The 26,655-nt window shown below is 67.5% G+C and carries 26 protein-coding genes; 14 read left to right on the top strand and 12 right to left on the bottom strand.

Annotated features, from left to right (window positions below; translation table 11 throughout):
* The first annotated feature begins 13 nt into the window (after positions 1 to 13).
* The gene (locus E1263_RS01480; RefSeq protein ID WP_238161023.1) at positions 14 to 1,645 is read left to right on the top strand and encodes a GMC oxidoreductase; all 1,632 of its coding nucleotides are present in this window, start codon (positions 14 to 16) and stop codon (positions 1,643 to 1,645) included.
* Between the two features lie 14 nt (positions 1,646 to 1,659).
* On the opposite strand, the gene E1263_RS01475 is transcribed toward E1263_RS01480, so the two are convergent.
* Both E1263_RS01475 and E1263_RS01470 read right to left on the bottom strand, forming a co-directional pair.
* Positions 1,660 to 2,328: a response regulator transcription factor gene (locus tag E1263_RS01475; RefSeq protein WP_132164487.1), complete on the bottom strand. Its 669-nt coding sequence runs from the start codon at positions 2,326 to 2,328 to the stop codon at positions 1,660 to 1,662.
* On the bottom strand, positions 2,315 to 3,520 hold the full coding sequence (locus tag E1263_RS01470) for a sensor histidine kinase (RefSeq protein WP_132164485.1): 1,206 nt from the start codon (positions 3,518 to 3,520) through the stop codon (positions 2,315 to 2,317). The genes E1263_RS01475 and E1263_RS01470 overlap by 14 nt, the downstream gene beginning before the upstream one ends.
* A gap of 214 nt (positions 3,521 to 3,734) precedes the next feature.
* Between E1263_RS01470 and E1263_RS01465 the strand changes: the two genes are divergently transcribed.
* Positions 3,735 to 4,688, top strand: a complete 954-nt coding sequence (locus E1263_RS01465; protein WP_132164483.1) for an SDR family NAD(P)-dependent oxidoreductase — start codon at positions 3,735 to 3,737, stop codon at positions 4,686 to 4,688.
* A gap of 61 nt (positions 4,689 to 4,749) precedes the next feature.
* Here E1263_RS01465 and E1263_RS01460 read toward each other — a convergent pair whose 3' ends face one another.
* The 6 genes from E1263_RS01460 to E1263_RS01435 all read right to left on the bottom strand — a co-directional run bounded on the left by E1263_RS01460 (position 4,750) and on the right by E1263_RS01435 (position 9,406).
* Positions 4,750 to 5,883, bottom strand: a complete 1,134-nt coding sequence (locus E1263_RS01460) for a hypothetical protein (protein ID WP_132164482.1) — start codon at positions 5,881 to 5,883, stop codon at positions 4,750 to 4,752.
* 21 nt (positions 5,884 to 5,904) lie between these two features.
* On the bottom strand, positions 5,905 to 6,336 hold the full coding sequence (locus E1263_RS01455; protein ID WP_132164480.1) for a lasso peptide biosynthesis B2 protein: 432 nt from the start codon (positions 6,334 to 6,336) through the stop codon (positions 5,905 to 5,907).
* Positions 6,333 to 6,584 carry a lasso peptide biosynthesis PqqD family chaperone gene (locus tag E1263_RS01450; RefSeq protein ID WP_132164478.1) on the bottom strand — a complete coding sequence of 84 codons (252 nt, stop codon included), beginning with the start codon at positions 6,582 to 6,584 and terminating at the stop codon, positions 6,333 to 6,335. Before E1263_RS01450 ends, E1263_RS01455 begins: the two co-directional genes overlap by 4 nt.
* Positions 6,581 to 8,200 carry an asparagine synthase-related protein gene (locus tag E1263_RS01445; protein ID WP_165956426.1) on the bottom strand — a complete coding sequence of 540 codons (1,620 nt, stop codon included), beginning with the start codon at positions 8,198 to 8,200 and terminating at the stop codon, positions 6,581 to 6,583. The genes E1263_RS01450 and E1263_RS01445 overlap by 4 nt, the downstream gene beginning before the upstream one ends.
* 71 nt (positions 8,201 to 8,271) lie before the next feature.
* Positions 8,272 to 8,400 (bottom strand): lasso RiPP family leader peptide-containing protein, encoded by a 129-nt coding sequence (locus tag E1263_RS01440; RefSeq protein WP_132164474.1) that lies wholly within the window; start codon positions 8,398 to 8,400, stop codon positions 8,272 to 8,274.
* Positions 8,401 to 8,533: 133 nt separating this feature from the next.
* Positions 8,534 to 9,406 carry a helix-turn-helix domain-containing protein gene (locus E1263_RS01435; protein WP_132164472.1) on the bottom strand — a complete coding sequence of 291 codons (873 nt, stop codon included), beginning with the start codon at positions 9,404 to 9,406 and terminating at the stop codon, positions 8,534 to 8,536.
* Positions 9,407 to 9,502: 96 nt separating this feature from the next.
* On the opposite strand from E1263_RS01435, the gene E1263_RS01430 reads away from it, so the two are divergent.
* From E1263_RS01430 to E1263_RS01405, 6 genes are all read left to right on the top strand, one after another.
* Positions 9,503 to 10,261, top strand: coding sequence for a nuclear transport factor 2 family protein (locus E1263_RS01430; protein WP_132164470.1), 759 nt, complete (start codon positions 9,503 to 9,505; stop codon positions 10,259 to 10,261).
* A 49-nt stretch (positions 10,262 to 10,310) separates the two neighbouring features.
* Complete coding sequence (locus E1263_RS43455; RefSeq protein ID WP_132164468.1) at positions 10,311 to 10,748, top strand: MarR family winged helix-turn-helix transcriptional regulator; 438 nt, start codon at positions 10,311 to 10,313, stop codon at positions 10,746 to 10,748.
* Positions 10,745 to 11,953 (top strand): MFS transporter, encoded by a 1,209-nt coding sequence (locus E1263_RS01420; protein ID WP_238161022.1) that lies wholly within the window; start codon positions 10,745 to 10,747, stop codon positions 11,951 to 11,953. The genes E1263_RS43455 and E1263_RS01420 overlap by 4 nt, the downstream gene beginning before the upstream one ends.
* A gap of 66 nt (positions 11,954 to 12,019) precedes the next feature.
* Positions 12,020 to 14,473 carry a GH116 family glycosyl-hydrolase gene (locus E1263_RS01415; RefSeq protein ID WP_132164464.1) on the top strand — a complete coding sequence of 818 codons (2,454 nt, stop codon included), beginning with the start codon at positions 12,020 to 12,022 and terminating at the stop codon, positions 14,471 to 14,473.
* Between the two features lie 32 nt (positions 14,474 to 14,505).
* Positions 14,506 to 15,051, top strand: a complete 546-nt coding sequence (locus E1263_RS01410; RefSeq protein WP_132164462.1) for a TetR/AcrR family transcriptional regulator — start codon at positions 14,506 to 14,508, stop codon at positions 15,049 to 15,051.
* Positions 15,048 to 15,563 (top strand): DUF2867 domain-containing protein, encoded by a 516-nt coding sequence (locus E1263_RS01405; protein WP_132164460.1) that lies wholly within the window; start codon positions 15,048 to 15,050, stop codon positions 15,561 to 15,563. The genes E1263_RS01410 and E1263_RS01405 overlap by 4 nt, the downstream gene beginning before the upstream one ends.
* Here the strand turns inward: E1263_RS01405 and E1263_RS01400 are convergent.
* Together E1263_RS01400 and E1263_RS01395 are read right to left on the bottom strand one after the other, a co-directional pair.
* Complete coding sequence (locus E1263_RS01400) at positions 15,546 to 17,387, bottom strand: ABC transporter permease (protein WP_238161021.1); 1,842 nt, start codon at positions 17,385 to 17,387, stop codon at positions 15,546 to 15,548. The genes E1263_RS01405 and E1263_RS01400 overlap by 18 nt on opposite strands.
* A 94-nt stretch (positions 17,388 to 17,481) precedes the next feature.
* A complete protein-coding gene (locus tag E1263_RS01395; RefSeq protein WP_132164456.1) occupies positions 17,482 to 18,024 on the bottom strand; it encodes a TetR/AcrR family transcriptional regulator in 543 nt (180 codons plus the stop codon).
* Between the two features lie 91 nt (positions 18,025 to 18,115).
* Between E1263_RS01395 and E1263_RS01390 the strand changes: the two genes are divergently transcribed.
* Both E1263_RS01390 and E1263_RS01385 read left to right on the top strand, forming a co-directional pair.
* The gene (locus E1263_RS01390; RefSeq protein WP_272949634.1) at positions 18,116 to 20,677 is read left to right on the top strand and encodes a bifunctional FO biosynthesis protein CofGH; all 2,562 of its coding nucleotides are present in this window, start codon (positions 18,116 to 18,118) and stop codon (positions 20,675 to 20,677) included.
* A 463-nt stretch (positions 20,678 to 21,140) separates the two neighbouring features.
* The gene (locus E1263_RS01385; RefSeq protein ID WP_132164454.1) at positions 21,141 to 21,344 is read left to right on the top strand and encodes a hypothetical protein; all 204 of its coding nucleotides are present in this window, start codon (positions 21,141 to 21,143) and stop codon (positions 21,342 to 21,344) included.
* Positions 21,345 to 21,360: 16 nt separating this feature from the next.
* Here E1263_RS01385 and E1263_RS01380 read toward each other — a convergent pair whose 3' ends face one another.
* Both E1263_RS01380 and E1263_RS01375 read right to left on the bottom strand, forming a co-directional pair.
* Complete coding sequence (locus E1263_RS01380) at positions 21,361 to 21,978, bottom strand: hypothetical protein (RefSeq protein WP_132164452.1); 618 nt, start codon at positions 21,976 to 21,978, stop codon at positions 21,361 to 21,363.
* The gene (locus tag E1263_RS01375) at positions 21,971 to 23,893 is read right to left on the bottom strand and encodes an acyl-CoA dehydrogenase family protein (RefSeq protein WP_132164450.1); all 1,923 of its coding nucleotides are present in this window, start codon (positions 23,891 to 23,893) and stop codon (positions 21,971 to 21,973) included. Before E1263_RS01375 ends, E1263_RS01380 begins: the two co-directional genes overlap by 8 nt.
* 96 nt (positions 23,894 to 23,989) lie before the next feature.
* Between E1263_RS01375 and E1263_RS01370 the strand changes: the two genes are divergently transcribed.
* The 4 genes from E1263_RS01370 to E1263_RS01355 all read left to right on the top strand — a co-directional run.
* Positions 23,990 to 24,397: a TOBE domain-containing protein gene (locus E1263_RS01370; RefSeq protein ID WP_238161020.1), complete on the top strand. Its 408-nt coding sequence runs from the start codon at positions 23,990 to 23,992 to the stop codon at positions 24,395 to 24,397.
* Positions 24,397 to 25,164, top strand: a complete 768-nt coding sequence (gene modA, locus E1263_RS01365) for a molybdate ABC transporter substrate-binding protein (protein ID WP_132164446.1) — start codon at positions 24,397 to 24,399, stop codon at positions 25,162 to 25,164. The genes E1263_RS01370 and modA overlap by 1 nt, the downstream gene beginning before the upstream one ends.
* Positions 25,161 to 25,967, top strand: coding sequence for a molybdate ABC transporter permease subunit (gene modB / locus E1263_RS01360; RefSeq protein ID WP_165956425.1), 807 nt, complete (start codon positions 25,161 to 25,163; stop codon positions 25,965 to 25,967). Before modA ends, modB begins: the two co-directional genes overlap by 4 nt.
* The coding region (locus E1263_RS01355; protein ID WP_132164444.1) for an ABC transporter ATP-binding protein at positions 25,964 to 26,655 on the top strand (692 nt) is incomplete at its 3' end. The genes modB and E1263_RS01355, both read left to right, overlap by 4 nt.

Here is a 26,655-nt window from a genome sequence, read left to right as displayed (position 1 = left end):
TTACCGTGCGTGAGTGACTTTCGAGACTCTTCCGTCCACCCTGACTCGCCGCCGCTTCGCCGGCCTGACCGCCCTCACCGCGGCCGCCGCGACCGGCCTCACCCGGATCGGGCCGGCCGATGCATCGGACACGGCCGCGCCGCCGTACGTTCCCGCTCTCGTCGTCGGCACCGGGTACGGCGCCGCCGTCACCGCGCTGCGTCTCGGCGCCGCCGGGATCAAGACCACGATGATCGAGATGGGCCAGCTCTGGACCACTCCCGGCAAGGACGGCAAGGTCTTCTGTTCGACCCTGAGCCCGGACCGCCGGTCGATGTGGTTCAACCGCAAGACCAAGGCACCGCTCGACACTTTCCTCTGGCTCGACGTGGTCAACCGCGACATCGGTACGCCGTACGCCGGCGTGCTCGACCGGATCGACTTCCCGAACATGGGCGTGTACGTCGGCCGTGGCGTCGGCGGCGGTTCGCTGGTCAACGGCGGGATGGCGCCGACCCCGCAGCGCGCATACTTCGAGAAGATGTTGCCGCAGGTGGACGCGGATGCGATGTACAAGCGCTATTTCCCGCTCGCCCGCCGGATGCTCGGGGTCAACTCGATCGACCCGCACTATCTCGAGAAGACTCCGATCTACAAGTTCGCACGGGTCTCCCGGCGGCACGCTCATCAGGCCGGTTTCAAGACGACCGTCATCCCGAACGTCTACGACTTCAAGTACCTGCAACGCGAAGAGAAGAAGCAGGTGCCGCGGTCCGCGCTGGCCGGTGAGGTCATCTACGGCAACAACCACGGCAAGCAGTCGCTGGACAAGACCTACCTCGCCGACGCTCTCGGCACGGGCAACGTCACGATCCGTACCCTCACTCGCGTGACGACGATTCACCAGCAGGGTAAGGGTTATCTGGTCGGTCTCGAACAGATCGATGCCTGGGGCAAGGTGATCCGCCGCAGTGAGATCTCCTGCGGCTCACTGTTCCTCGGCGCCGGTAGCGTCGGCACCACCGAATTGTTGCTGCGAGCAAGGGAAACCGGAACGCTGCCCGATCTCCCCGCAGCGATCGGCGCCGGCTGGGGAACCAACGGCAACGTGATGACAGCTCGCGCCAACCACCTCTGGGATCCGACCGGCTCCCTCCAGTCGACCATCCCGACCCTGGCCATCGACAACTGGAACCACCCGAAGTACCCGTCGTTCGCCGAGATCGCCCCGCTCCCAGTCGGTATCGAGACCTTCGCCAGCCTCTACCTCGCGATCACGGTCAACCCCGAGCGCGGCCGCTTCACCTACAACCACAACACCGACCGCGCCGATCTGCACTGGGGCGCCCACCAGAGCACCCCCTCGATCCGCTCGGCCCAGTTCCTGTTCGACAAGATCAACAAAGCGATCGGTACGACGTACCGGCGCGATCTGTTCACCGGCAACCGCGCCTTCGCCGCCGACTTCTGCTACCACCCGCTCGGCGGCGCGCTGCTCGGCAAGGCCACCGACAACTACGGCCGCGTCCGCAACCATCCCGGCCTCTACGTCACCGACAGCTCGCTGATCCCAGGCAGCCTCGGCGTCAACCCGTTCGTCACCATCACCGCGCTGGCCGAGCGCAACATCGCGCAAGTTCTCGCCAGCGACCTCAAGCGCCGATAGCCGGCGGGTCCGATTCAGCGACCGGGGAGGTGCTGGTGGACGAAGACCGCCAGCTGGGTCCGGTCCCGGAGGTTGAGCTGGCTCAGGATGCTGGAGATGTGGCTCTTGACCGTGCCTTCGGAGATCACCAGGTCCTGGGCAATCTCCCGGTTGTTCGAACCGGCCGCCACCAGTCGCGCCACTTCACGCTCCCGGTCGGTGAGGCGGGCGAGCTCGGCGGGCGGCTCGGCCGGAGGCGATCCGCCCGCCGCAGCGGACAGCGCGGCGACCACCTTGGCCGCGGCCGCCGGGGCCAATTGCAGCACACCCCGGCAGGCCAGTCTTATGGCTTCCGCGAGATCCTGGGCCGGCAGGTTCTTCAGCAGGTAGCCGGTGGCACCAGCACGCAACGCCTGGGTCACATGATCGTCGTCATCGAAGGTAGACAGCACGACGACCTTGACGGCCGGCCAACTGCGAACGATCTCCGCGGTGGCCTGTACGCCGTCCAGAACCGGCATCCGGACATCCATCAGGACCACGTCGGGCGCGAGTTCGGCCACCAGCCGCACCGCCTCGGCGCCGTCCGCGGCAGTGCCCACGACCTCGATCCCGGGCTGCCGCTCCAGAATGGCGGTCAGCCCGTCCCGCATCAGTTCCTGATCATCGACGATCAGCAGCCGGACGTTCTCACTGGTCTCCATCGGCCAACGCCTTCCACACCCGAGTCCGGGGAATCGTGACCGCCATCCGCGTACCTCCGCCTGGTGCGTTCGTCAGCACCAGCCTGCCACTGACCAGTTCCAGCCGTTCCCGCACTCCGCGCAGACCGTCACCAGCACCGGCCGGCGGACCGATTCCGTCGTCGTCCACCGTCACCGAGGCGGTCGCCTCGGTGAGTTCGACGACCACCCGTGCACGACTGGCCCGGGCATGGCGCTGCACGTTCGTCAGGCCTTCCTGGACGGCCCGGTACAGCGCCAGCAACTGCTGTCGCGAATAGTGTTGCTCGTCGCCGGTGACCTGCAGGCTGAGGTCGAACGGCAGCACCCGCAGGTCTTCCACCATGCTGCGCAAAGTCGGCTCCAGCAGGAACGGGGCCTCGTCTCTCCGGAGCGCACCAACCGATTCCCGGACGTCGGAGAGGGCCTGATCCGCGAGCCGTTTCGCATTGGCGACCGCAGCGGAGGCGGCCGCGGGATCCTCGGCGACCAGCACTTGGGCCTTCTCCAGCTGGACGCTGACCACGGTGAGGTAGTGGCCCAGGCTGTCATGGATGTCGCGGGCCAGCCGGTTGCGTTCCTCGATCGTGGCCAGCTCGGCGACGCGGCCTTGGGACTCGACCAGTTGGCGATGGGAAGCACTGAGGTCACGGAGCAAGCGCTCGGCCTGCTCCCTGCTGGTTCGCTCCCGCCGGACCAGCACGGCGGTGGTGGTGACGAGCACCAGAGCGATCGCGAAGAGCATGTAGCTGTGCAAGACGTCCGAATCCGTCCGCCACAACGGCTTGGCCGCCGCGAACCTGACGGTGAAGAGGCTCAGGACGACTGCGCTGACGATGAGACCTGCACGAGCACCCAGCCAGAACACTGCCGGAAACGGCAGCACGAAATAGAGCAGCGAAGCAATGCTCTGCCCGTCCAGCTGCGAGATCAGTTCGATCATGCCGAGCTGGGCGGCGATGGCACCGGCCGCGAGAGCCGCCGGCGGCCGATCGCCGTACTGCCGACCGATCAGTATCTGCAGGATCAGTAGCCCCGCCGGAGCAACCACCAGTACGACGGTTGCCCAGGTCAACGAACTGAAGCTGCGGCTGATCGCCATCAGCAGGCAACTGATGCCGACCAGCACCGTCATCCAGGTGGAGGCAGGTAGCGACGGCCGGTGGGTCTGCACGTTTCAAGTGGAGCACAGCACCACCAGGGTCGTCATCAGACACCGGGCCGCACCCGCCCCGACCTCCGACCTAGGCCGGAGGTCGCAGTACGGGCGGACGAGCGACAGGGCAAGACCGGTCGGCCGGCAGATGCCGGAGCGGTACCGCCGTTCCTACGCTGCAGGAGTTGACCGGCCGACTACGAGGCCGGAACCGAGTGGGAGGCCTGGGCACATGACTGACAACCCGCAAGAGACCGATAAGCCGGCGCGACGATACGGCCGGCGGGCCATGGTCGGCGCGGCTGCGACCGGTGCACTGGTGGCCGGCGCGGCGGGTGCCGTCGGTGGCCGGCTCACTGCGGATACCGGCCCGCGGATGACCGCGGCCCCGGCCGCCGGCGCGAGATTCGCCGGAAAGGTGGTCCTGATCACCGGCGCGACTTCGGGCATCGGGCGCGCGGCCGCACTCGCTTTCGCCGCCGAGGGCGCCAAGGTCGGATTCTGCGGGCGAAGGGAGGACCGCGGGCGGCAGGTGGAACAAGAGATCCGGGCAGCCGGCCACGAAGCGACCTATCTGCGGGCCGACGTCCGGGTCGAAGACCAGGTACGCCGCTTCGCCGACAGCATCGCGAGCCGCTACGGCCGGCTGGACGTGGTCTTCAGCAACGCGGGTATCCATGGCGTCAATCGGCTTCACGAAGTCCCCACAGCCGAGTGGGACGACATCCAGATCACCAATGTCCGCGGCGCGTTCTTCACCCTCAAACACTCCATCCCGCATCTGCTCGAAGCAGGCGGCGGCAGTGTGGTGATCACCGCGTCCATCAACTCGCTGGCCGTCCGGCAGGGGTTCGCGTCGTACGGCGCCAGCAAACACGCGCTCCTCGGTCTGATGCAGGCCGCAGCCCTCGACTACGGTGCCGACGGCATCCGGGTCAACGCCGTCCTGCCGGGGATCGTCGACACGGAAATGGTCCGCAAGGTCTCCGGTACCGATGGCGTCCCTGAGAGCGTCTACCGCGCGGGCATCGCCGTCGTCGCCCGCTCCCGGGCACCTGCCGCCGGGCGAATCGGCAAGCCCGAGGAGGTCGCCGCTTTTGTCGTCGACCTCGCCTCCGACCGCTACCCGTTCATGACCGGATCGGCCCAGGTGATCGACGGCGGCGCCTCAGCATCGCTCCCCTGACCCAGCAGTGGCAGTAGCAGTGATCCGCTGGATCTCAGATGGCTTCAGGTGGTGCCGGTACCTACGCCTTGAGGGCGACCTGGAACTCCCGGGCCTCGGGGAGTTGCTTCCAGGCGGCGGGAACGCTCGCGTTGGCGTAGTCGACAGTCAGAGAACCGTGGGGCGCGATGCGGAGCACGCCGCGGGTGAATGTGTCGGGGACCGCCCACACCAGATCCGGTACGTCGGTGCTGTGGTTCGGCGTCCTGATGCTCGGGACCTTGAACCTGGCGGACGGCGCCGCGAGGCGACGACCTCCGGCCGGCGTCAGCTGGAATGTCGACGCCAGGTCGAGCACGGCGGTGACGAACAAGAGGTTGCGCTTCGGACCGGTGCTGTCGGCGGTCTGAGCAGTGATAGCGAGCCCGCTCAGCACGGCCCACGTCGTACCGCGTGGAGCCCAGCCTCGCGTGGGAGTCCACGGTGTGAGGCCGAAGGCCGCGGAGCGGATTCTGACCTTCAGGTCGTAACTTCCGCTATCGACCTCGAACTTCCCGCGTGGCTGGGTGATGAGGAGGCCAGTGGCCTGGTAGTCATCACCGAGCGCCGGAGCAGCGTTGTACGCCGAGGGGAGGGCCGCGCCGGCGCCTCGCTTTCCGGTCCGGAGGTCGAGTGACACGGTCCGGCCGGCGTCGGTAGCGCGTAGCTCAACCTGCGTACCGATCGGCACACAGGCGACGACCGTCTGCGAGTCAGAGACCCGATATTTCTCGGCAACCGGGTCGTAGGCCCCGAAGAGGTCGACCGGATGCGTCTGCTTGCCAGCGGCAACCAGCGCCGTCGCCTTGGTCTTCCCGGAGTACGCCGGCGCGCCTGGCACCTTGAAGCTCGCAATCACGATCTCCTGGCCCGGCTCCACCGAGAACGCAGGGATCCCGAGTTGCTGTGCCTCCGGCTCTCGCACCTCGGTCCGCAGTGCGAGCGATTCAAGCCAGTGCGTCGAGTGCGGTGTCCTCAGCACTCCATCGCCGGCTGGCGGCGCCTCGCCGTCGAGGCTGCCGCTGAACACGTAGACACCGGCTGCTCGGACCGGTAGCGGCGGGGTCGTCGTATCCGCAGCGGGCTTGCACCCTGTCGCCAGCAACCCACTGGCGGCGGCCGACAGTACAACCCGGCGAGAGACGGTGGCATTCACCGCCCGAGCCAACCACTCCACGGGGTCATCCGGCGTCGGAGGTCAGCCTGTTTCCGCAGGACCTACCGCGTACAGCCGTGAGTAGTAGTCGGCCGGATGTTCTTCCCCGACGGCTACTCCCGCGGCCTCGACCCACGCATGCGCACCGAACGGAGGGTGCCGGCGGACGCCCACACACCACAGCGGCCACTGCCCACGCACCCGGCACAACAAGGCCGTGGCGATCGACCGCGGCAGACAGCCCTGCGGTCCGGAGCAATGGATGCTGACCGCAACAACTGCGCCCCGCGCTCGCGTGGTGAGTTGCTCACCCGCGGGCCGGGAGCCCTTGGCGAGCAAGGACATCACCCTCCGCAGCTGACCCGGCGGCCGCTTTGCCAGCACCCGAGCAATCGGTACGACGAACCACACGGCAACCCGCCATCGCCACGAGACCGCGTTCGGGTCGAAGGTGATCACGCCACTCGCGCTCATCGCGTCACCAGCTTCGCTGCGTCGAGTTCGCCCAACAGCTCTTCCACATCGGCACGCGCCGTACCGGCATCGACGGCATACCGATCGGTGATCGACGTGACGGCTTCGTCCACCCCGCCACCGTCGAGCATCGTCCGCACGGCCAGCACGCCGGACGGGTTGAGGCTGAAGAACCCGCCACTGGATTCGTCCAGGAGCACCCAGCCGTAGTCGGTCTCGACCAGCCTCACCGCAGTTCTGAGCTTCATCGCAGTCCCTTCAACCAGGCTTCGACCTCGAGCAGTTGCCACACCGGTCCACCGGTGTCTTCGACATACGGACCGCGCACAACGCGCCGTACGGCGTCGACGTCGACCAGCCCCAGCCGCCAGAGCTCGGAGTCGTCGAGCAACTCCAGCAGCTCCGAACGATGTGCCCGCCAGGCCCTGCCGATCGTCATCGCGAAGTCGGCCTTGTCCGTCCGCGTCAGCACCTGGGCGGGCAGCACATCCGCCATCGCCGCCACCAACTGCGGTTTGTAGCGGCGCGGGTCGATCGCCTCCTCCGGCCGTACGGCGAGGCATGCCTCCAACACGCGGTCGTCGAAGAACGGCATCGCCACCGGTACGCCGTCCGCCTCGCCCAGCTGAGCGACATGCCGCGCCCCGAGCGCGCCGACGTGCACCACCGCGAGCGTCGCGTGCATCCCGCGCGCTTCGGCCAGCGGCTCCCCCGCTGTCCCCGCCATCGCATCCCGGACCTGCTCAACCGCAGCACCAGAGAGCCACCCAGGCACCCCCGGCGGCGTCCCCCAGTCCACGATGTCCCACCCCGACGAGCGATCCAGGCTGTTGGCGAACCACTCCCCGTACGACGTGCGGTCCGTCAGCAGGCGGGTCATCGTGCGCCCCGGCAGCCGGTACTTCGCCTGCACCTGGCGTGCGATTCGCGCCGCCCGCAACGGATTCCGCCGAGCGATGTCGTTCAGCCACACCGGCGGCGGCAGCAGGAGCTCGTCCGCGCCGTGTCCCGCCAACCGCAGTTCGGCCTGATGCCGCGCGGCCCGGGCGCTCGCCGTACCGATCCGGGCGCGGTGCCCGGACACCCACGTCGGCTCATCAAACGGCCCAGGGTCAGTCGCCATTCCGTGCAGCGGCAACGGCGCACCCTCAACCGCGAGCACGTCATGCGACGCTCCGAAATGCTCGACCAAGTACCGAGCGACCGCAAGATCGCCATCCATCGGATCGTCCGTCTGATACGTCAATGCGACGACCGGACCACCCTGCACCGCCAGCCCGAACAGCGAACTGGAATCCAGCCCACTGAGATCACAAGCGACCTTCCCCTTACCCTGCTGGCGAATCGACACTGCGTCAGCCAACGCCTCCCGCAGCAAGACCGCCGCGTCCGCCAGCGGCAGGTCCGGCGCAGGCGGCGTCCACCACCGCTCATGCCGACCGGACGGCAGCTCCACCCAATACCCCGGCGGTACAGCGCTCACCCCGGACCACACCGAATGCCAGGCCAACGGCCACGGCGCTCCCGGCAGCAACAACCGCAATGCGATCCCCAGCGGATCCGGACCGGCGCCGATCAGCTCGGCCAGCACGTCCGCCCGATCCGACGCGACAACCACGCCGTCAACGACCGCTTGGAACACTCGCCGCAACCCAGACGCCGTACCGCGAACCCGCACGCGATCACCCACGGACTCCAGCACATGCGCACTGAGCCCGACCTCACCGATCTCGACTCGGCCGTTCCGCTCACTGAAGGAGTCCCAACGGCCAAGCACCAAAGGACGTCCCGACGGATGCCGGAGCGTCTGCTCCGCCGGCAGCCGCTCCGCGATCCCGCGCGCTGCCTCGACATCCGGCAGCACCACAAACCACGAAGCAGCACGAGCAGCCCGCCCGGTTCCCCGGACAGGCTGCTCGCCAACTTCTGATGTGCTCAGAACCCGAACCGGCCGCCGCCCGGCTCGCTGCGGCCGCCGATCTTGCCGGCGGTCACCGCCCCGAACTCACCGTGAGCGGTCAACGTCGGCCGCTCGTACTCCTGCTTTTCCGTCTCGTCGTGCATAGGTTTCTCCGCATCTCCGACGACATGAATACCCCGTTCTACCCGTCGCCCGCGCTGCCGTCACGGTCCTTTCCAGCACCGCCGAAACCCTTGCCAGAATCGCGCCCGCGTCGATCGGAGTCGGGCGAGGTGGTCAACCCTGTCCTGCTACGGCCGACCTGAACGCCATTGGCGTCTGACCGGTGCGCTGAGCGAAGTACTTGGCGAACTGGGTCGGAGCCCGGAACCCCAACTGCTGCGAGATCTGTACGGCGCTCTGGTCGCTGTGGGCGAGCAGTCGCTTCGCCTCGAGCACCACCCGGCGATCGATGAACTCCTTCGCGCTGACCCCCGCTGCTGCCTGGGTCGCCCGCGCCAGCGTCTTCGTCGAATAGCCCAGCGAACGCGCGTAGTCCTCGACGCGCCTGGTCCGCATGAAGTCGCTGTCGACCGCGGACCGGAACCGCAGGTACGCCGCATCCGGCGTCGCCGCGTGATCGATGACCGGTACGGCGAGATAGGTCAACCGCAGGACGAGAACCGCCAGCAGATGCCGGAGCGCCGCAGTGTGCGACTCCAGGGGCATCCGCCCGAGCGCACCGAACTCGTAGGCCAGGTGATCGAGCGCCATTCGCACCCCCGCCGCATCGTCGGTCTGCCGAAGAACTGGCAGATACGGATCGTCCAGCTGGACCCGGCTCGCCGTGGCGGCGTCCAGATGACTCGGCTGGAACAACACCAGATCCCCCGTCACGCCGGTCAGCGAACCCCACTGCTGGACCTGCCCGGGCCTGATCCACAGCCAGGCACCCGGCTCGACGACGTACGGATGGAAGTCGACGGTCTGCCGCAGCGATCCGCCGGTGACCGTGATCAGTTGGTGAAAGGCCGGCCGCTGCGGTCGCGCGAGCCGCTCCGGCGCCACCCGCCCGGCGAGCTTGGTCAGCGACATCACCTGGACCCCGACCGGCGTGCCCGGGGGCGCGGCGAACAGCAGATCCGGGATCTTGTGTCCGATTTTGACCATCTGCGGTCGCAATCCTCCCCTGCTTCGACGGTGAACAGCTCCTAGATTTCAACTATCAGCGTCCTAAAAGGACCATCACAGCATAAGGAGTTTCCGATGTCTGCCAAGAAGATCGTGATCCAGGCGACGACCGAACTGTTCGGTGCCAAGGACCCGTCCGCGGTCGACCGCTGGGTCGCCGCCGGCTATCGCCAGCACAGCGCCCTCGCCCCCGACGGCCCGGAAGGCCTGCGCGGCCTCGTCAGCAGCCTCGGCGACGACGTCCGGTACGACGGCGCCCGGGTACTCACCGATGGCGACCTGGTCGCCCTGCACGGCACCTATCACGGCTTCGGCCCGGAGCCGCTGGTCGGCTTCGACATCTTCCGGGTCGACGCCGAAGGCAAGCTCGCCGAGCACTGGGACGCCCTGACCCCGCAGATCCGCGAGACCGCCTCCGGCCGCTCCCAGGCCGACGGCCCCACCACTGTCACCAACCCCGCGCAGACCGACGCCAACCGCGCACTGGTGACCGAGTTCGCCGAACGTGTCCTCATCGGCGCCGACTACTCGATCCTGACCGACTACATCTCCACCGAGACCTACGACCAGCACAACCCCGAGGCCGCCGACGGTCTGGCCGGCTTCGGCGCAGCCGCCGCGACCTGGGCCGAGGCCGGCAAACTCCTGACCTACAAGACGATCCACCGCGTGATCGCCGAGGGCGAGTTCGTCCTCCTCCAGTCCGAGGGCGAGTTCGGCGTACCGGTCGCCTACTACGACCTCTTCCGCGTCGCCGACGGCAAGATCGTCGAGCACTGGGACGCCATCACCCCGATCCCCGCCGAACTGCCGCACGCCAACGGCCTGTTCTGAGATCCGGCTCACCTGGCGATACATAGCATTCCTATGTATATTGGGAGGCGTGGACCTGACCGAGCTGGGTGTTGATGTCGTGGTCGCCGCTGCCAGATTGACGCGGTTGGCGAGCCGGGATGTGAGTGCGTTGCCGCATGCGGCGATGCGGTTGCTCGGGCGGCTGGACGAGCTCGGGCCGACCCGGATCAGTGATCTGGCGAAGGCGGATCGGTGTTCGCAGCCGACGATGTCCACGCTGGTGCAGCGGCAGGAGGAGCAGGGATGGGTGCGGCGCGAGCCGGACCCATCGGATTCGCGCGCCAGCCTGATCAGCCTCACGAAGACAGGCCTGACCGAACTGCAGCACGCCCGCCAGGAGGCGGGTGCTGCGATCGCGGCCAGACTTCGCCACCTTCCGGCGGCCGACCTCGAGACCCTCGAGAACGCGGCCGTCGTGATGCACAAGATTCTTACCCTCGAAGTTCTGGAGGATGCTCCCCAGTGAGCTCGTTCTTGAAGCAACCCAAGTCCGTCTGGGCGGTCGCTTTCGCCTGTGTGATCGCGTTCATGGGCATCGGCCTGGTGGACCCGATCCTCAAGCCGATCGCCGAGCAGTTGCACGCCAGTCCGTCGCAGGTGTCGCTGTTGTTCACCAGCTACATGGCGGTCATCGGTCTCGCGATGCTGATCACCGGCGCGGTCTCGAGCCGGATCGGCGCGAAGCGCACGCTACTGATCGGTCTCGCGATCATCGTAGTGTTCAGCGCGCTGGCCGGCCTGTCGAACTCGATCGGCATGATCGTCGCCTTCCGGGCCGGCTGGGGTCTGGGCAACGCCCTCTTCATCGCGACCGCCCTCGCCACGATCGTGAACTCCGCGTCCGGCTCGGTCGCCGAGGCGATCATCCTGTACGAGGCTGCCCTCGGGGTCGGGATCGCGGCCGGCCCGCTGGTCGGTGGTGAGCTCGGCACGATCTCATGGCGCGGCCCGTTCTTCGGAGTCGCCGTCCTGATGACGATTGCCTTGGCCGCGACCGCCTTCCTGCTGCCGTCGACGCCGCCCGAAGCCCGCCGTACGTCGATTCTTGAGCCCCTGAAGGCATTGCGGCACCGGTCACTCGCGACGGTTGCTGTCACTGCGCTGCTCTACAACTTCGGCTTCTTCACCCTGCTCGCGTTCACCCCGTTCCCGCTGGCGATGTCGGCGCGGCAGATCGGGCTGATCTTCTTCGGCTGGGGTATCGGGCTCGCGTTCACCTCGGTGTTCGTCGCGCCGCGGCTGCAACGCTGGTTCGGCACGTTGCCCGTGGTGATGGCGTCGCTGCTGCTGTTCGGCGCCGACCTCGCCGTGATGGGAGTCTTCGCCCACCACAAGGCAGTCCTCGCGATCGGCGTGGTCGTGGCCGGCCTCTTCCTCGGCGTGAACAACACCCTGATCACCGAGGCCGTGATGGGAGCCGCCCCGGTCGAGCGCGGTACGGCGTCCGCGGCGTACTCGTTCGTCCGCTTCTCCGGCGGTGCCGTCGCCCCATGGCTGGCCGGCAAGCTCGGCGAAGAGGTCAACGTCCAACTGCCCTTCTACGTCGGCGCCTTCGCCGCCCTCCTCGCAGTCGGCGTCCTCGCCACCGGCTGGAAACCCCTAGCCCACCTGCGCATCCCCGCCAACCACTCCAAGTCCGAAGCCGAAGCGCTCACAGTCGCCGACGCGTGATTGGTCCAATAACCTAGTCAAAAGTCCATTCCCGGCAGGGGGCTGCGGCATCTAGGGTCGATGGGTATGACGACCTCACCGTGGCCCTTGCTTCGTACCTACACGGGGCGGCAGCTCCGCCGGATCGCCTTGCCGCTCGGCGGAATCGGCACCGGAACCGTCAGCTTCGGCGGCCGCGGCAACCTCCGCGACTGGGAAGTCGTCAACCGCCCAGCCAAAGGCTTCCACCCCGGTACGGCGTTCTTCGCGATCCGTACCGAATCGGCCGACGGGGTGATCACCACCCGCGCCGCCGAGGGCCCACTCGACCTGGTCGACTACGAAGGCGCCCACGGCAGCCCCGCCCAAAGCCACGGCCTCCCCCGCTTCCGCAACGCAGAGTTCAGTACGGCGTATCCATTCGCGCGACTCTCGCTATCCGACGACGACGTCCCGGTGGAGCTCGCGGTCGAGGCGTTCACCCCGTTCGTCCCCACGAACGTCGAAGCGAGCTCCTGGCCAGTAGCCGTCCTCCGCTTCGCCGTCACCAACCCCACCGACGAGCCAATCACCGTCTCCCTAGCCGGTTCCCTGGAAAACTTCATCGGCCGCGACGGAACCGTGGATATTGCCGCAGGCAACTACAACACCGGCGCGACCGGAGCACACGGGAACCCAAGGGTCGACATTGACGGGGTGTTGCTGGGCAGCCGAGGGGTGCCGACCAATGCGGAGCAGTTCGGGACTATCGCGTTGGCGGTGCTCGACGGGCAGGACGTGACTCGTCGTACCGGTTGGGCGGATCGGAGTTGGGGCGACAGCCTGCTCGACTTCTGGGACGACTTCAGCGAGGACGGGCGGCTTGACGAGCGCTCCAGTGAGTCCGCAACCCCGATCGCGTCCGTCGCCGATCGCCGGACTGTTCCCGCCAACACGACTGAGCGCTTCACGTTCCTGCTCGGCTGGCACTTCCCCAACCGCCTGGCCTGGGACAAACCCGATGCTGTCGGCAACCACTACACGACGCTGACCGACGACGCGTGGACCACGGTCTGCCGATTCGCCGGCCAGCTCGACGAACTGGAACGCCATACCGTCGGTTTCGTTTCAGACTTTCTGGCCAGCGACCTGCCCGAGCAGGTGAAAGAGGCCGCGCTCTTCAACCTCAGCACGCTGCGCACGCAGACCGTCTTCCGCACACCGGACGGCAGATTCTTCGGCTGGGAAGGCTGTTCCGACCTTGACGGCAGCTGCTTCGGAAGCTGCACCCACGTCTGGAACTACGAGCAAGCCACCCCCTACCTCTTCGGCGAAATCGCGCGCTCACTCCGCGAGGTCGAGTTCGCCCACGCCACGGACGACCGCGGCCTGATGAGTTTCCGCGTCGGCCTCCCTCTCGAAACCAGCGCACAGGACTTCCGGGTGGCGGCGGCTGACGGCCAGCTCGGCTGCCTGGTGAAGCTCTATCGCGACTGGCGCCTCAGCGGTGACGACAAACTCCTTCAGGCACTCTGGCCGGCAGCCAAGCGTGCACTGGAGTTCTGCTGGATCGACGGCGGCTGGGATGCCGACCGCGATGGCGTGATGGAGGGCTGCCAGCACAACACGATGGACGTCGAGTACTACGGCCCGAATCCGCAAATGCAGTCCTGGTATCTCGCCGCCCTTCGCGCCGCCGAGGAAATGGCCCGCCACCAAGGCGATGACGACCTCGCCACGGAGTGCCGCCGTCTCTTCGACCTCGGCAGCGCCTGGACCGACGAGCACCTCTTCAACGGCGAGTACTACCGCCACGAGATCCGCCCGCAAACCATGGACCAGATCGCCGAGGGCCTGCGCGAATCCATGGGCGCCGCCGACCCTGCCCACCCCGAACTCCAACTAGGCGACGGCTGCCTGATCGACCAATTGGCCGGCCAGCACCTGGCCCGAACCGCCAGCCTGGACTCACTTCTCGACCCCGAACACGTCCGGACCACGCTGCAAAGCATCCTCCGGCACAACCGCCGCGAAGGCTTCCACGGCCACTTCAACCACATGCGCAGCTATGTTCTCGGCGACGAGACCGCCGTACTGATGTGTAGTTATCCCCTCGGCAACCGCCCCGAACGCCCCTTCCCCTACTTCACCGAAGTGATGACCGGCTTCGAGCACATCCTCGCCGTCGGACTGATCCAGGAAGGCCTGGTCGACGAGGGCCTGCAGGTCATCACCGACATCAGAGCCCGGTACGACGGCGAGCGCCGCAACCCGTACGACGAAGCCGAATGCGGTCATCACTATGCCCGCGCCATGGCAAGCTGGGGAGCAGTCGTCGCCCTCACCGGCTTCGACTACGACGGCCGCACCGGCGCCATGCGGTTCACCGCGCCCGGCACCCACTTCTGGTCCACCGGGAACGCCTTCGGCACCCTCGACGCGAATGGCCTGCACGTCCGCGAAGGCAGCCTTTTCCTCACCTCGCTCAGCCTGCCCGGTCAGCCCCCGATCACCACCACCGCCGACACCCTGACCGCCGGTTCCACGCTGCCGTTCGACTGAACCATACCAAACAGTATGGTATGTTCCGTGGCATGGTGACACGGACCGAATGGCTGGAGGCGGGTCTCGACCTGCTCGCCGACGAAGGCGCGCCCGCGGTGACGATCGAGCGGCTGACCGGCACGCTCGGCGTCACCAAGGGCTCGTACTATCACCACTTCAAGGGCGCCGCGGGCTATCGGACAGCGCTCCTCGAACACTTCGAAGCGAAGTTCACCACTCGCCTGATCGACACCGTCGAGGCCGAGCCGGCGGGCGACAACAAGCTGCTGCACCTGCTGCGGCTCGTGCTCGCCGACCCGGCGAGCGCGCGGCTGGAGATCGCCGTACGGGCTTGGGCTTTGCAGGACGCGGAGGTTCGCGCCGCGCAGACCCGGGTCGACGAGGCCCGGACGAAGTACCTGAAAGCGTTGTGCGCCGAGCTTGAGCTCGATGTGAACCCGGATCGCTTCGCCGAGTTGCTGTATCTGATTCTGATCGGCGCCGAGCAAGTGCTTCCCACGATGCCGAGCGACGCCTTACGCGACATCTATGCCATGACCCTTCGGCTCGCCACCGGACACGGAGACCTGGGATGAACCTTCCCGAACTGGACGACCTGCTACCGACCGCCGACGAAATCGACGTCAAGACCGCCCACGGTCCCGTCACCCTGCGCGAATTCACCGCGGGCGCACTGGCCTTCAACCCCTGGTGGCTCAAGAGCCTGTACGGCGTCCGCGTCGTCCTCGCCACAGTCATGCGGCTCGGCTACGTCGGCATCCCGAACCCCAAGAACCTCCGCCCCGAGACCCTCAGCTTCACACCAGGTGCCCCCGCCTCGTTCTTCACCGTCGAACGCGGCGAGGAGGACCACTACCTCCTCATCAAGGTCTCCGATAACCACCTGGTCGCCTACCTGGCATTCATCACCGACAACTACCAGCCGGCAACCTTCACCGTCGTCACCCTCGTCCAGTACCTACGCCCCGCCGGCCGCCTCTACTATCGCGCGATCAAGCCGTTCCACCACCTCGTAGTCCGCAGCATGTGCACCGCCGGCCTCACCACATTTGGCGGGAAGGATCTGGGGCTAGCGGGCGGCCAGTAGGGCGATGGGGCGGTGTTTGGTGGCTTGGTGGGCGGTGAGCGCGGAGGCGGCCCCGACCACGATGAGGGCGGCGCCGAGGATCAGGCCGAGTAGGCGCCAGGGGATCGCCACTCCGGCGAGTCCGTAGGGGCCGGCGGCGATGCCGGCGAGGGCAGCGCCGGCTACCACCGACCCGAGCAGTACGCCGGTCAGGACGACCGTGACCGACTCGGTCAGGGCGACGGCAATGACCTGGCGCCTGGTGAGACCGGCCATCCGGGCGAGGGCGAACTCGCGGCGACGGTCCGCCGTCGACATCACCACTGCATTGACAACGGCGACGGCGGTGAAGATGCCGGCCAACCCCATCAAGGCAGCGAAGAGCCCGGTGTTGTTGCGCTGCTGTGCATCACCACGCCCCTTCGCCCACTCACTCACGGTCTGCACCTCACCCGGCAACCTCGCCGCGACAGTTGCCGGATCGATGCCCGGGGCAACTTTCACCAGAGTTTCGGTGCGACCTCCGGCCGGGAGCAACGAGAGCGGCACGAAGAAGTTCTCGCTCACGTCGAGCGTCTCCGGCATGATCGCGACCACCTTCACCGCGACCTTCTTCTTGCCCATCGCAACAGTCAACGTCGACCCGAGCTTGTAGCCCTCGGCCGCCATCCCCGGACCGATGGCGATCGTCTGCCCGGTCAGCTTGTCCAGCGACCCCTTCCGCGGCCGCAACGCATGCGTCTGCTGATAGGCAGCCTGATCAATCCCCACCGCCTCCGAATACACCGTGCTCTTCCCCTTGGAAACAACAACCGGTACGGCGGTCTGTCGCGAAACGACTGCGATTCCAGGCCCGGCCGCGACCGCCCGGTCGACCACCAGATCGGCCGTGATCAGCCGCTCTTGTTCGACCCCGACCGCCTTCGCCTGCGAACCGAACGTTCCCCAGAGACCGACCACCAGACCAACCAGCACGATCAACGGAGCCGCAGTCGCCGCACTGCGTCGTACGGCATGCAGGACGCCGGCGCGGGCGAGGTCCGCGATCAGGTGACCGCGCAGGACGACCGCAGGAAGCCTCCCGGCCAATGGCACGACGATGGGGCTGAGCTGGCTGAGTGCGATCGAGCCGCTGATCAGCACCATCAGTCCGATCAGCAGACCGGCTACGAAGTCCCGGGCGGCCTGGGCGGTGATCACCATGGCCACAGTGGCCGCCGCAGACGACAGCCCCCAGAACCACCGCCACCCGGTCATCACACGTTGCGAGGCCGGGCTCTCGGCCAGCGCCTCCAGTGCGTTGACCCGGGAGGCGCGCCACGCCGCCGCGAGTACGCCAGTGAGCGCCGTACCGACGCCGACGACCATGGCGGCCCACATGGCACCCTGGCTCCACGGTGCGGCGAACCAGTCCGGCAGCATGCCGAGCTTCATCATCAGGGCCGACTGAGCCGATGTTGCGAGCAGTCCGATCGGCACACCGATCGCCGTGCCGACTACGCCGAGCAGTGCGGCTTCGCAGACCAGCATCAGGCACAGGTAGCCGCGCTGTGCGCCGACCAGTCGCAGGAGCCCCAGTTCCCGACGACGCTGCACCACGGTGAAGCCGAACGTCGTACTGACAATGAAGACCGTCAGAAAGACCGCAAGCATCACTGACATCCCCAGCAGCGTTCCGGCGCCCACATAGCCCTCACGGATCTGTGCACGCTCGTACGCCGACAGTCCGGCCGGCAGCACCGGCTTGCCGGTTGCTGCGAGCATCTGCAGACCCGACTGGACCAGTCCGACACCGAGAGCGACCGCAACGATCGCACCGGCGTACAACTGCCATCTGTCCCGCACTGCACCGACCGACAACCTGAGCGTGCTGTCCAGCCAACAGCGTCAGCGGCTGGCTAGCGCTGGCCTACACACCCCGGCCGGGGTAGCTCGTGCGCTACCGGAGTACATCGAGCAGAGCTGCGATGTCAGCGCGGTCAACCTCGCGCGCACCGATCAGGCACTGCATCAGGAGACCGTCGAGTGCGGCGACGAGGAGCTGCGCCTTCCGTGGGTCCGCGGTGAAGGTGCGGGCGATATCGGTCATCGGCTCCAGCCACGCGGCTGCGGCGGATCTGAGCTCGGGGCGACGGGCGGCGTACAGGTAGAGCTCGTAGAGCGCGAGCGTGCGGCCGCGGCGTCGTACCAGGTTGTGTTCGATCAGGCGGGCGAGCTCGTCGGTCGGCCTGGGGCCGAGCTCGCTGCCCCAGCCGTGCAGCTCGGCGGCCAGGTCGTCGGCGGCCCAGGTCAGCGCGGCGACGAGCAGATCGTCGAGCGTCGCGAAGTGATAGGTGATCGAAGCGACCGAGACATCGGCCTTCGCCGCGACCGAGCGATGGCTCACAGATGCGACTCCGTCGCATCGAATCACCTCGACGGTGGCCTGCAGAAGCTCATTCCGCCGCAGGTTGCCACGCAGGCGGCGGCCATCGGCGGTCATACTTCGCAAACTACCAGGACGTCTGTACGGATTGTTTTTGGATCCCGGAATCGCGGGATCGGCCGGGTTCTGGCCCCTAGGCTTTGGTGACGTGACAACCAACGAGCTGAGTACGGCGATGCGCCGCGCACTGAAGCGGGCCGACGACGGGAAGACCCTCGACCAGGCCGAGGTGGAGGTGCTGCTGACCGCCTCGGGAACCGCGCTGACGGCCTTGATGGCGACCGCGGCCCGGGTGCGCGACCAGGGCCTGGCCGACGCCGGCCGGCCCGGGATCATCACGTACTCCAAGAAGGTCTTCATCCCGCTGACGCGGCTGTGCCAGGACCGCTGCCACTACTGCACGTTCGCGACGACACCGGGCCGCGTGCACGCGCCGTTCATGTCGCCTGACGAGGTGCTCGAGGTTGCGCGGCAGGGCGCAGCGATGGGCTGCAAGGAGGCGCTGTTCACTCTCGGCGACGCTCCGGAGAAGCGCTGGGACGCAGCGCGGGTCTGGCTGGAGGAGGCCGGGTACGACACCACGCTGGACTACGTCCGGGCGATGTCGATCCGCGTACTCGAAGAGACCGGGCTGCTGCCGCACCTGAACCCCGGAGTCATGTCCTGGCAGGACCTGCAGCGGCTCAAGCCGGTTGCGCCGAGCATGGGCATGATGCTGGAGACCACCTCGCGCCGCCTGTTCGAGGAGAAGGGCCAGCCGCACTACGGCTCCCCCGACAAGGACCCGGCGATCCGGCTGCGGGTGCTCGAGGACGCGGGCCGCTCGAACGTCCCGTTCACGACCGGGTTGCTGATCGGCATCGGCGAGAACCTGGCCGAGCGCGCCGACTCGATCTTCGCGCTGCGCAAGATCGCCCGGCAGTACAACGGCATCCAGGAAGTCATCATCCAGGGCTTCCGCGTGAAGCCGGACACCGCGATGCGGAACGACGCCGACGTGCCGCTGGACGAGTGGCTGGCCGCGATCGCCGTCACCCGGGTCGTCCTCGGCTCGCGGATGCGCGTGCAGGCGCCGCCGAACCTGGTCGATCTGGCCGAGTGCCGCGCCCTGCTCGATGCGGGTGTCGACGACTTCGGCGGGGTCTCGCCATTGACCCCGGACCACGTGAACCCGGAGCGGCCCTGGCCGCAGATCGACGACCTGACCAAGATCACCGCCGACGCGGGCTTCGAGCTGCGTGAGCGGCTGACGGCTCACCCGGAGTACCTGCGTGAGCCCTGGCTCGACCCGCGCCTGATCTCGCACGTCGAGGCCCTGGTCGATCCCGAGACCGGTCTCGCCAACGAAGCCGCGATGCCTGTCGGCCTGCCTTGGCAGGAGCCTGACGGCGGCTGGGACAGCGTCGGGCGCACCGACCTGCACACCGCCATCGACACCGAAGGCCGTCGTACCGAGACGCGTTCGGACTTCGACGCTGCCTATGGCGACTGGGACGTCGTACGGGAGGATGTCGCCGCTCGGCGCGCTGCCGGCTCCTCGCTCCCGATCGACGCGGGCCTCGGGAAGTCGGCGCCGGTCCGCATCGACGCCGATGTGAAGGCCGCGCTGGCCGCTGCCGAAGACAACCCGGCAGGGCTCTCGGACGCGCAGGCCCTGACACTCATCACCACCACCGGGCCGGCGCTCGACCAGCTGGCGCGGATTGCGGACGACCTGCGCAAGGAGGTCGTCGGCGACGACGTCACGTACGTCGTGAACCGGAACATCAACTTCACCAACGTCTGCTACACCGGCTGCCGGTTCTGCGCGTTCGCCCAGCGCCGCACCGACGCCGACGCCTACTCGCTGTCGATGGACGAGGTCGCCCAGCGCGCCGAAGAGGCCTGGGTGATCGGCGCGACCGAGGTCTGCATGCAGGGCGGCATCCACCCTGACCTGCCCGGTACGGCGTACGCGGATCTCGTCCGTGCGATCAAGGACCGCGTTCCGGAGATGCACGTCCATGCCTACTCGCCGATGGAGGTTCTGAACGGCTCGGTCCGGACGGGCCTGTCCATCGAGGAGTTCCTGATCTCGGTCAAGGAGGCCGGGCTGGACAGCATCCCCGGCACCGCCGCCGAGATCCTCGACGACGACGTCCGCTGGATCCTCACCAAGGGAAAGTTGCCGACGGCAAGCTGGATCGAGGTCATCAGTACCGCTCACAAGGTCGGGCTGCCCTCCAGCTCCACGATGATGTACGGCCACGTCGACGCCCCGCACCACTGGGTCCAGCACCTGCGCACGATCGCCGCCGTACAGGACCAGACCGGTGGTTTCACCGAGTTCGTCCTACTGCCCTTCATCCACCAGAACTCGCCGATCTACCTGGCCGGCGTCGCCCGCCCGGGCCCGACGTACGACGAGAACCGCGCCGTGCACGCCATGTCGCGGATCATGCTGCACGGCCGGATCGACAACATCCAGTGCTCCTGGGTGAAACTCGGCGTCGACGGCTGCGTCGCGGTCCTCAACGGCGGCGTCAATGACATCGGCGGCACCCTGATGGAAGAGACCATCAGCCGGATGGCTGGCTCGAAGCATGGCTCGCGCAAGTCCATCGAGGAGCTCACCGCGATGGCTACCGCCGCGAATCGCCCGGCCCGCCAGCGCACTACGACGTACGGCGAGGTCAAGCAGCGCTCGAACACCCTGCTGGAACTCGCCTAGCCGATCGCACCTTGTCCGGCGTACTGGTCCCCAGTTGCACCAGTACGCCGGACTTCGGCTCTGCGACCTTGCGCAATAAGAAACGCCGGCCGTGCCGGGTGTCGGTCGCCACCTCACTGGCGACCGGCACCGATCTGGCACGACCGGCGTCCTGCTGTTGCCCCGAGAGGGCAGTTCGGCCCGAAGGAGGGCGGACCGTCGTCTCATTCCGTAACCGGCAGGGGAGGTACAGTCCGGTTACGGACGGGAGTTTCGTCAGTTACCGCCTGGAGCCTGGTGCCGGCGACCCGTCCGTCGCTGACAAAGAGAACGTTGTCATGGGCCCCCGAAAACCGGCTACTGCTCGGTTCAAACATTTGCATTGCCTTTGGACAAGGCAACGCTGAGTGTTTCTATAACTACACTCCGTCGATATGTTGCCTTCCGCAACAACAAGACCCCGGGTCCTGCCTACGCTGACAGCATGGCTAACGAACCGAATCCGTACGAGACGCACAAGAGCGGCGAGAACGCGGAGTTCCAGACTCAGCGCAGCATCAGCAAGGCGTTGGACGGCGTGGCGAGTCCCAGCCAGAAGTCCGCGAAGAGCGCTGCGGAGCTGGCTGCCGACGAGGCCGCGCAGGCGGCGGAGAGCAAGCGCATCCAGGATCGCCTGCAGGGCCTCTGATCAGTCAGTACGACGGTCAGTACGGGAAGGTGTCGTCCCGGCGGGTCGGATCGAGGTCCCACAGGGAGAACTCGACGATCTTGTGGGACTCTTCGCCGCCGGCCGGGGTGAGCCCGGACTGGTCGTAGTCCTTGGAGCCGAGGCCGTCGAGGTAGCAGAGCAGCTCGAAGGCGGACTGCGCGTCCTCGATGTCGTCGACGACGTCGTCGTTCTGCGCCTCGGGCGCCCGGCTGCGGACATAACGGACGAACGCCTCAGGATCCGTCACCACGAAGTCGTAGCGGGCCTGGTAGCTGACCCGCACGCCGTCCTCCGGCAACAGCACCTCTTCGAGCTCGTCGAGGTCGTCTCCGGCAACGATCTCCCGGTAGTCCTCCGGGTCGTCGAAGTCGTCCGGCCCGAGCGGAAGGTCGTCCAGCTCGTCGGGATCGTAGGAGTCGATCCCGAGGAAGATGTCCCCCCAGCCGCGCTCGTTGACCGCGTCGGCCAGCACTCTGGCCTGGACGCGCACGTTCTCGATCGCGGTTGTCGCCCGCAGGTCGTGCAGGTCGAGGGCATCGGCCTGCTCCAGCAGGACCCGGGCGAGCTCGCGGGCGGCATCGGCAGCCGAGGCGGGTTCGATCGACTCACTCATGCTGTGACGGTACAACCATCGGCACCTCCACTGCCGCGCCCGGTACGCCGAACGCCTCCACGAGCTCGACCGCGACCGGCCGGACGACGCCACACAGCTCGTTCACCAGGGCCGTGATCGCCTTCGATCGGGCCGGTGACAACCGGCCGTGCTCGAGGTACCACGCGCGCTCGGCCTCGATCACCGACAGGGCGTGCAGGTCGTAGACGTCCTTCAGGACGCCCTGCAGCTCCTCAGGCGCCTTCTCGACGGCCGTCTGGAACGCCTCCAGCACGACCCGGTCCACATGCGCCCGGCCGGCCGCGATGACGTGGTCCTGGCAGCGGTTGAACACGTCGAACGCGTTGTCGCCGGCATCGATCCCCGCCTTCAGCCGACGCGCGACACCGGCCAGCATGTGCTGCTCGCGGAACCGCAGCAGCCCGGAGTGGTACGCGTCGTCGCGGAGTCCAGCATCCGGATCATTCGCATCGTTCCGATTCGGTACGACGTCGCGCAGCCGATCGATGAGCGGTCGGAGCGCCGTCTTCTCGACCGCGATCTCGACCGCCTGCGCCGCGATGAACCGGGCTGTCCCGAGCGGGTCGAGCTTCCCGAACGACTCCCGGTAGTCGGTCAGCAGACCCTTCGCCACCAGTTGCAGCAGGACGGTGTTGTCGCCCTCGAAGGTGGTGAACACGTCGGTGTCCGCCTTCAGCGTCGCCAGCCGGTTCTCCGCCAGATACCCAGCTCCGCCGCACGCCTCCCGGCACATCTGGATCGTCTCGGTGGCGTGCCAGGTCCCGAGCGCCTTCGTCCCGGCCGCCTGCGCCTCCAACGCTCGGCGGTCGTGCTCGCTGCTGCCATCACCGAAGACCCGGACGAACTCGTCGACCAGCTCGCCCTGCGCGAAGTGCAGCGCGTAGGTCCGGGCCAGTAGCGGCAGGAGCCGTCGCTGATGCATGCGGTAGTCGAGCAGCAGCGTCTCCTCGTTGCTCCCCGGCGCCCCGAACTGCCGCCGCTGCGCCGCGTAGCGGATCGCGATCTCCAGGGCGACCTTGCTCGCGGTGATCGCGGCGCCACCGACCGACACCCGACCCTGGACGAGGGTGCCGAGCATCGTGAAGAACCGGCGGTCCGGATTCTCGATCTCGCTGTGATAGTTGCCCTCAGCATCGACCTGCGCGTAGCGGTCGAGCAGCGCGTCCCGCGGGATCCGGACCTGGTCGAAGACGATCCGCCCGTTGTCGACACCGTTCAGCCCCAGCTTGGGTCCGCAGTCCGACAACGTCACGCCCGGCAGCGCCGTACCGGCTTCGTCGCGGATGGGGACGAGCAGGCAGTGCACGCCGTGGGTCTCACCGCCGACGATCAGCTGGGCGAACACGGCTGCCATCCGGCCGTGCCGGGCCGCGTTGCCGATGTAGTCCTTGCGGGCGGACGCGGTCGGGGTGTGGATGACGAACTCGTCGGTGGCAGCGTCGTACGTCGCCGTCGTCCCGAGCGCCTGGACGTTCGACCCGTGCCCGGTCTCGGTCATCGCGAAGCAGCCGAGCAGACGGCCGCCGATCGCGTCGGCGAGGTAGGCCTCGTGGTGCCGTTCGGTGCCGAGGTGCAGGATCGCGCCGCCGAACAGGCCGAACTGCACACCGGCCTTCACCATCAGCGACAGGTCACCGAAGGCCAGCGTCTCGAAGCCGGCGATATAGCCACCGAGGTCACCCTCGCCGCCGTACTCCTTCGGGAAACCGCGCGCCGGATGCCCTTGGGCGGTGATCGCCTGCAGCATCTCCAGCACGGTGTCGCGATACTCGTCGCGCGGCTGCCGCACAGCGAACTCGAACAACTCCGTGTTCGCCGCCAATCCGGCGCGCACGACGTCGCGGGCCGCCTTGTGTGGCCCGTCCAAGTAGTCCCGCATCCCCGATGTCTCCATGCCAACAACATATGCGGATTCGCCCCCACTTTCGGTGACCAATTACGGCTTGTGGACAACTCGAAACACCGGCCCGATTGGCGCAGTTGCGGCAGTATGCTGTCCTCCGTGCCGAATTTACGGATCAGTGAGGCAGCAGCCCTGCTCGGTGTGAGTGATGACACCGTCCGGCGCTGGATCGATCAGGGCCGGTTGTCGTCGGTCCAGGACAGCGGGCGGATGGCGGTGGACGGCCAGGCGCTGGCAGCGTTCGCCCAGGAGTTGGCCGACAGCCCGGAGCCGGGCAACACCACGGCGGCCTCGGCGCGCAACCGCATGCGCGGGATCGTCACCCGCGTCGTCAAGGACGGCGTGATGGCGCAGGTCGAGATGCAGGCCGGCCCGTTCCGCGTCGTGTCGTTGATGAGCCGCGAGGCCGCCGACGAGCTCGGCCTGGAACCAGGGGTGGTCGCCGTCGCCTCGATCAAGTCCACGCACGTCGTCGTCGAAATCCCGGAGGCCTGATGTTCCGCCGTACTGCGCTCGCCGCGCTCACCACCGTTGCCGCCCTGACCCTGGTCAGCTGCGGTGCCGACAAGCCGGCCGCATCGTCGCCTTCCAGCTCCGTCTCCGGGACCGTCACCGTGTTCGCGGCGGCATCGCTGACCGGCACGTTCACCCAACTGGGCAAGGACTTCGAGGCCGCCAACCCCGGCGTCAAGGTGGTGTTCAACTTCGCCGGTAGCTCGGCCCTGGCCACGCAGATCAACCAGGGTGCTCCGGCGGACGTGTTCGCGTCCGCAGCGCCGAAGAACATGGACCAGGTGACCGACAAGGGCACGCCGACGACCTTCGTGCAGAACACGCTGGAGATCGCCGTACCGAAGGGCAACCCGGGCAAGATCGCCGGGCTTAAGGACTTCACCGACAAGAACAAGAAGATCGCACTGTGCGCGGCGCAGGTGCCATGCGGTGCGGCGGCGGACAAGGTGTTCAAGGCGGCCGGTCTGACGCCGCAGCCGGACAGCCTGGAGCAGGACGTCAAAGCTGCGCTGACGAAGGTCAGCCTCGGTGAAGTCGACGCCGCACTGGTCTACAAGACAGATGTGCTCGCGGCCAAGGAGAAGGTGGACGGGATCGAGTTCCCCGAGGCGGACAAGGCCATCAACGAGTACCCGATCGCCACGCTGAGCAAGGCACCGAACGCGACCGGCGCGAAGGCGTTCGTCGACTACATCCTGTCCGACAAGGGCAAGGCTGTCCTGTCGGCCGCAGGTTTCGGCCAGCCGTGAGTCGTCGCAGCAGGAGCACGACCGGGCGGCTGCCTCTCGTGCTCCTGCTGCCTGCACTGCTCGGGCTGGCGTTTCTGCTGATCCCCCTGATCGGACTGCTCGCTAAGGCTCCTTGGTCGACGCTGCCGAGCAAACTGTTCAGTGCTGATGTGTGGACCGCACTTCGGCTGTCGCTGGTCTGCGCTACCGCGGCCACTGCGCTGTGCTTGTTGCTGGGGATTCCGCTGGCGTGGCTGCTGGCCCGAGGTGAGCTTCCGGGCCGCGGGTTGATCAGGGCGTTGGTGACTGTGCCTCTGGTGCTGCCGCCTGTTGTTGGCGGCGTTGCGTTACTGCTGGTGCTCGGACGGCGCGGACTGATCGGTGAGCACCTCGATACCTGGTTCGGCTTCTCGCTGCCGTTCACAACGGCCGGAGTCATCGTTGCGGAAGCCTTTGTGGCGATGCCGTTCCTAGTGATCTCTGTTGAGGGCGCGCTGCGCGCTGCTGACCCTCGCTATGAGGAGGCGGCCGCGACACTCGGCGCTGGTCGCTGGCTGACGTTCCGCCGGGTCACCCTGCCTTCTATAGCTCCAGGAGTGGTGGCAGGGACGGTGTTGTGCTGGGCGCGAGCGCTGGGCGAATTCGGCGCCACCATCACGTTTGCCGGCAACTTCCCCGGCCGTACGACGACCATGCCGCTGGCCGTGTACCTGGCATTGGAGACTGATCCGGATGTGGCCGTCGTACTGAGTGTGGTGTTGTTGCTGGTGTCTGTTGTCGTCCTGGCGTCGCTGCGCGAGCGCTGGATCAGTGGGCTGCGATGACCCTGTACGCCGACCTCCGGGTGACTCGCGGATCCTTCGACCTCGATGTGGACCTCACCATCGCCCCTGGTGAAGTCGTCGCCCTGCTTGGACCCAATGGCGCCGGTAAGAGCACCGCACTGCGCGCCATAGCGGGGCTGCTGCCATTGGGAGCCGGGCGTATCGCCCTGGGCGACGAGACGTGGGACGAGCCGCCCCGCACCTTCCGTCCGCCGGACCGGCGGCCCATCGGGGTCGTGTTCCAGGACTACCTGCTCTTCAATCACCTCACCTGCCTGGAGAACGTAGCCTTCGGCCTCCGCGCCCGCGGCGTCGACAAACACGAAGCCCGCGCTGAGGCCGCCCGCTGGCTGGAGACCGTCGGCCTCTCCTCCTACGCCCGCACCCGCCCCCGCGCCCTCTCCGGCGGCCAAGCCCAACGAGTAGCCCTGGTCCGCGCGCTCGCCACCAGTCCCGACGTACTGCTGCTGGACGAACCGCTAGCTGCTCTAGACGCCGGCACCACCCTCCACGTCCGCGCCGAACTAGGCCAGCACCTCGACCGCTTCCCCGGCCGCACCCTCCTGGTCACCCACGACCCACTGGACGCCATGGTCCTCGCCGACCGCCTGGTCATCATCGAGAACGGCCGCGTAGTCCAGTCCGGCACCCCCACCGACATCGCCCGCCACCCCCGCACCAACTACGT

The sequence above is a fragment of the Kribbella antibiotica genome, assembly GCF_004349055.1.
Classification (GTDB): Bacteria; Actinomycetota; Actinomycetes; order Propionibacteriales; family Kribbellaceae; genus Kribbella; species Kribbella antibiotica.
This window is presented reverse-complemented; position numbering and strand designations above follow the sequence as displayed.